We start from the raw sequence: 4,948 nt of genomic DNA, 5'->3' as shown, positions 1-4,948 counted from the left end.
ACCGGCACCGCCGCGGCCGTCCTGCCGCAGACCGCCGCCTTCGCCGCGGCGCCGCCGGCGCCCAATGCGCCGCTGAAGCTGAAATCCCTGGTCGTCACCGGCAACAAGCAGGTCACGACGGACGAGATCCTGGCCGCGATTCCCTTCCACCAGGGCGATACCGTCACGCGCAACCAGATCGACGCCGCCGTGCAGGACGTGATGGGCGTGTACCAGAAGAAGAATGTCGGCCTGAAATTCGGCGAGAAGCTGAAATTCGCCGGCAACGCGGTCAATATCCAGTGGATCATCGAGGAGCAGGCCCCGCAGGCCCCCGCCGCGCCCGCGGCGCTGGTGGTCGACAAGATCGTCTTCGAGGGCAACAAGAAGATTTCCAGCGACGATCTGGCGGCGGCGATTCCGCTGCATGCCGGCTCGCCGATCGACCAGGCATCGATGGCGGCCGCGCAGACGGCGGTGCAGAAACTGTACCAGAAGCGCGACATCACCGCGTCGATCCAGGCCGTGCCCACCCAGCCGCAGGGCGACAACCATGTGATCCTGACGTTCCAGATCTCGGAAAAGTCGGGCGACTGATCCCGGCGGGCGCCCCTCGCGGGCGCCCATTGCCGGCCGCAGGGTAATTACATATGGGAATCGGCGACCGACGGGCGGTTCAGCATCGCCATCAATTCGCGCCGCGTGTCCGAATTGGTGCGAAACACCCCCAGCATGCGGCTGGTCACCATCGACACGCCCGGGCGGTGTACGCCGCGCGTGGTCATGCATTGATGGCCGGCTTCCAGGATCACCGCGACGCCGTGCGGCTGCAGCACGTCGTTGATCGTATTGGCGATCTGTGCGGTCAGCCGCTCCTGGATCTGCAGCCGGCGCGCATAGGCCTCGACCACCCGTGCCAGTTTCGAGATCCCGACCACCCGCTTGTTCGGCAGATAGGCCACATGGGCCACGCCGATGATCGGCACCATATGGTGTTCGCAATGACTCTCGAAGCGGATGTCGCGCAGCAGCACGATCTCGTCGTAATCATCGACTTCGGCGAAGGTGCGCGACAGGATCGCGGTCGGATCGACGCCGTACCCCTCGAAGAATTCCTCATAGGACCGCACGACGCGGCCGGGCGTGTCCAGCAGCCCCTCGCGCGACGGGTCCTCGCCGGCCCAGCGCAGCAGGGTACGGATCGCGTCTTCCGCCTCCTCGCGTGAGGGGCGGGGCAGGGAAGCCGGATCGGTCACGGTCATGGAAGGTGTCTTGCCAACGTGTCTTGTTCAGGGGGCGGCGGCTTCAGGCGGCGGTGCGGCCGGTGTCGCCCGGACCGGTCGCTGGGGTGGATCGAGGCCCGGATCAGACGCCCGGATCAATGGATAATGGCGCGGTAATAGGGACAATCCAGGCTGAAAGGCGGGATCTCGACGTCGAACTGCCGGTGGGTCAGGGGATGGATCATGTGGAACAGCCCCCGCATGAAGCCGGTCGGCGTCTGCAATGCCGCGCCCGAGGTATATTCGAAAGCCTGGCTGGGTTCCAGGGTCGGCTGCTCGCCCACCACCCCGTCGCCATGGACATGTTCGATCCGCCCCGCCGCGTCCGTGATCTCCCATGTCCGCCGCAAGAGCTGGACCAGTTCGCTGCCGTGATTTTCGATCCGGATGCGATAGGCCCAGGTAAAGCGGTGCTCCTCGGGATGGGACTGGTCGTCCAGCCAGAAGGTCCGGACGATGACGCGGATCGTCCCCGTGGTCGCCTCATAGCAGGGGGCATGTTCCATGGCCTCGGCCAGGGCGGCATCCGGGTCGGGGTTCATCCCGGGCGGCGGCGGTCTGTCTTGGGCCATGGCGCGTGTTCCTGCCTGCCTTATCGTGCGCGGACCGCCGCCAGGCCGCGGTCCAGGTCGTCCTTCAGATCCATAATATCTTCCAGCCCGACGGAAAAGCGGATCACGCCGTCGGTGATGCCCAGCCGCGCGCGTTCCTCGGCGCTGATCTTCATGTGGGTGGTGGTCGCCGGATGGGTGACCATCGAGCGGGCATCGCCCAGATTGTTCGAAATGGCGATCAGCCGCAGCGCGTTCATGAAGGCGAACGCCGCCGCCTTGCCGCCCGAGACCTCGAACGCCACCAGGGTCGAGCCGCCGCTCATCTGCCGGCGGGCCAGTTCATGCTGCGGGTGATCGGGCCGTCCGGGATAGAACACGCGCGCAATTCCCTCGGCCCCGGCCAGGTGATCGGCGACGGCGGCCGCGTTGCCGGTCATCGCCCCGACGCGCAGGGCCAGCGTCTCCAGCCCCTTCAGCATGACCCAGGCATTGAATGGTGACAATGCGTTGCCGGTATTGCGCGTAAAGGGCTGCAGCGTGTTGGCGATCCAGTCCTTGCGGCCCAGCACGGCCCCGCCCAGCACGCGGCCCTGGCCGTCAATATGCTTGGTGCAGGAATAAACGACGACGTCCGCCCCCAGTTCCAGCGGCTTCTGCAGCAGCGGCGTGGCGAAGACATTGTCCACCACGACCAGCGCCCCGGCCCGGTGCGCCAGTTCGGCGATCGCGCTTATGTCCAGGATGTCCAGCATCGGGTTCGACGGGCTTTCCAGCAGCACCGCCGCCGTCGGCCGGGACAGCGCGGCCTGCCAGGCCTCCAGGTCGCCCCCGTCGACGAACGCTGTCTCCACGCCATAGCGCGGCAGCAGGTTGGCGACGATCCAGTGGCACGACCCGAACAGGGCGCGCGACGCCACCACCCGGTCGCCGGCCTTGACGTGCGACAGCAGGGCCGACGATACGGCGCCCATTCCCGTCGATGTCGCGATGCAGGCCTCGGCGCCTTCCAGGTCGGCCAGGCGGCTTTCCAGCGCCGCGACCGTGGGATTGCCGAAGCGGCTATACTGGTAATGCGTCACGTCGCCGAGAAAGGTCGCCTCGGCCTGCTGGGCATCGTCGTAGACGAAGCCCGACGTCAGGAACATCGCCTCGCTCGTCTCGCCGAACGGCGTGCGCTCCAGCCCGGCATGCAGCAGGCGGGTCGCGGGGCGATAGGCAGGGGCGGTCGAATCGTTGCTCATCATGAGCTCCCGGGAACAGAATCGTCAGAAGGGCCGGGGCAGGGGGCGTCCGGTATCGAACCGATCCGGCCGTCCCGCGTCCCGACGCGGCAATCCGACCGTGGAAACCATGACGCCCGCGGATTCTGGCGGAGTCAGGCCTCTTTAGCGCGTCTTTTTAACCTCGCCGCAAGCCGGCCGATCCAAATCACGAGGGCCCGCCGGACCGCGGTCCGCCAGACGTCTGGGTTATTGCGGATCGGGACAGGGCTCGTCAACCGTGCCGGCGGGCATGGGTCCGCCGGATGGATTGCATGCGCGGCGGCGCTGGGTTATACGGACCGCAGCGCCGCGGGTGTAGTTCAATGGTAGAACGGCAGCTTCCCAAGCTGCATACGAGGGTTCGATTCCCTTCACCCGCTCCATAGCATCTTCTGTGGATGTCCCACCGAGTTCAACAAAAGCTTGAAATCGTGGGAAAATGACCCGGTCGGATTCCTCCGGCCTCCAGGGAGAGCTGCCCTGCAGCGCCGCGATTTAAGGCCCTCTTCGCACTGCCGGTGAAAGGACGCCGCTCGATCCGGTTTCACGGTCGTTGCGGCACCTGACTGCTGTCCTTGCGATCGTTCGGGCGACGTCCGGTCCGATGGCAGAATGGTCACGCGGGGGCGATCAGCCTCAATGTCGGGAAATATGTACGGTAGCGCGCCACATCGCGGGTCAGCAATTCGTATCCGGCGATGGCGGCGTGGGCCCCGATGAGGAAATCCGGCAAGGGGGAACGCTTCGTGCCGCCACGCCGTTTATAGGCGAGGAAGGATTTGCCCGCGAGAAAAGCCGCTTCGTAGGGAAGATCCTCCCGGTCGAACAGGGTCCGGGGAAGGGCAGCCTCGAGGTCTTCGATACGGGAATAGCGGATCGAGACCTCGGCATAAACGATCGGGTTGATGACCAGACGCGAGCGGTCGGCGGCGCGCGCGACGGCGTCGGCCGACCATTCAAACCACCGTTCGTCTTCCGTCATGATGTCGAGCAGGACATTGGCATCGACCAGGACCGATGTCATTCAATCGCGCCGGGTCAGAGCCATGATGGCGTCGGTGCTCATGGACACGTCACCTCGACCGCGCAGATGCGCGATAAGCCTCGCGCCGCGTGTGTCGCCGTGTCGAGGCGTGGCGCGTATCAGGCGTACAACCTCGCCGTCGAACTCGAAATCGACGTCGGTATGTGGCAATAGCCCGGCTTTCTCGCGAATTTCGGCCGGAATGGTGACCTGCCCCTTGGAGGTAATGCGCATGACCGGATCTCCATCTCTTACTGGTAAGAGTAAGAAATCCGCCTCTCTTCCGCAAGGACTGCCTTGAGTCGGGGGCATGGTGGCGCAGTAGCGCGGTGCACGCGCCAGGCGGTGCGCGATGATGCGCGGTCAGTGCTGCGCGTGCGGGTGCGTCTTCTGGAATTGCTCGATCGATTGGCGCAAATCGTCCGTCCCGGCCGCCCGCATCGTGTCGCGATAGGCCGTGCCGCTCCATACCCACCGGTCAGTCCCGTTGATGATCAGGTCGTGCATGCCGCCATGCGTCCGGCGCGACAGTGAAACCGGGCCGCTGACCGAATCCAGCACCTTGACCCAATCCTGCTGCCCCTTGCGTAGATAGACCGACGTCGAACAGCCTGCCGACCCGCACAGGGCGGCCGATTGCAACTGCACGAACAGCGCGACCTCGCCGGCCCGGGTCGAAAGCGGGGCCGAGCCCACCAGTACCACGGGCGTGTCGCCCCGCTTCGCCGCCGCATCCAGGTCGGATGCGCTGAGGCTGCGCGCGGTCCGGTCCAGCACGCTGCCCGGCTGCTGGGTCAGCGAGACCGGGCCGCCCGTCATGGCCTGGCGATGCGCCACATGGCCGGA

General features: G+C 66.0%; 7 protein-coding genes, 1 tRNA gene and 1 riboswitch. Of the genes, 2 read left to right on the top strand and 6 right to left on the bottom strand.

Annotated elements, in window-relative coordinates; all coding sequences use genetic code 11:
* Window positions 1-576: POTRA domain-containing protein (locus HUK84_RS10325; RefSeq protein ID WP_176640218.1), on the top strand; the 576-nt coding region annotated here is incomplete at its 5' end.
* Window positions 577-623: 47 nt separating this feature from the next.
* Here HUK84_RS10325 and folE read toward each other — a convergent pair.
* The 3 genes from folE to metZ all read right to left on the bottom strand — a co-directional run bounded on the left by folE (window position 624) and on the right by metZ (window position 3,057).
* On the bottom strand, window positions 624-1,241 hold the full coding sequence (folE, locus tag HUK84_RS10320; protein WP_176640217.1) for a GTP cyclohydrolase I FolE: 618 nt from the start codon (window positions 1,239-1,241) through the stop codon (window positions 624-626).
* 116 nt (window positions 1,242-1,357) lie between these two features.
* Window positions 1,358-1,834, bottom strand: coding sequence for a Co2+/Mg2+ efflux protein ApaG (gene apaG / locus HUK84_RS10315; RefSeq protein ID WP_176640216.1), 477 nt, complete (start codon window positions 1,832-1,834; stop codon window positions 1,358-1,360).
* A 20-nt stretch (window positions 1,835-1,854) separates the two neighbouring features.
* A complete protein-coding gene (metZ, locus tag HUK84_RS10310; RefSeq protein ID WP_176640215.1) occupies window positions 1,855-3,057 on the bottom strand; it encodes an O-succinylhomoserine sulfhydrylase in 1,203 nt (400 codons plus the stop codon).
* Between the two features lie 123 nt (window positions 3,058-3,180).
* Window positions 3,181-3,261: riboswitch (SAM riboswitch) on the bottom strand.
* 126 nt (window positions 3,262-3,387) lie between these two features.
* Between metZ and HUK84_RS10305 the strand changes: the two genes are divergently transcribed.
* Window positions 3,388-3,461 (top strand) — tRNA-Gly (locus HUK84_RS10305).
* A gap of 233 nt (window positions 3,462-3,694) precedes the next feature.
* Here HUK84_RS10305 and HUK84_RS10300 read toward each other — a convergent pair.
* The 3 genes from HUK84_RS10300 to HUK84_RS10290 all read right to left on the bottom strand — a co-directional run.
* Window positions 3,695-4,102 (bottom strand): type II toxin-antitoxin system VapC family toxin, encoded by a 408-nt coding sequence (locus HUK84_RS10300; RefSeq protein ID WP_176640214.1) that lies wholly within the window; start codon window positions 4,100-4,102, stop codon window positions 3,695-3,697.
* Window positions 4,103-4,336 carry an AbrB/MazE/SpoVT family DNA-binding domain-containing protein gene (locus HUK84_RS10295; RefSeq protein ID WP_176640213.1) on the bottom strand — a complete coding sequence of 78 codons (234 nt, stop codon included), beginning with the start codon at window positions 4,334-4,336 and terminating at the stop codon, window positions 4,103-4,105. It abuts the gene before it with no gap.
* A gap of 129 nt (window positions 4,337-4,465) precedes the next feature.
* Window positions 4,466-4,948: hypothetical protein (locus HUK84_RS10290; RefSeq protein ID WP_176640212.1), on the bottom strand; the 483-nt coding region annotated here is incomplete at its 5' end.

This window comes from Nguyenibacter vanlangensis (assembly GCF_013376155.1).
Taxonomy (GTDB): Bacteria; Pseudomonadota; Alphaproteobacteria; order Acetobacterales; family Acetobacteraceae; genus Gluconacetobacter; species Gluconacetobacter vanlangensis.
The sequence above is the reverse complement of the archived record's forward strand: the minus strand, read 5'-3'. Positions and strand labels throughout refer to the sequence as shown.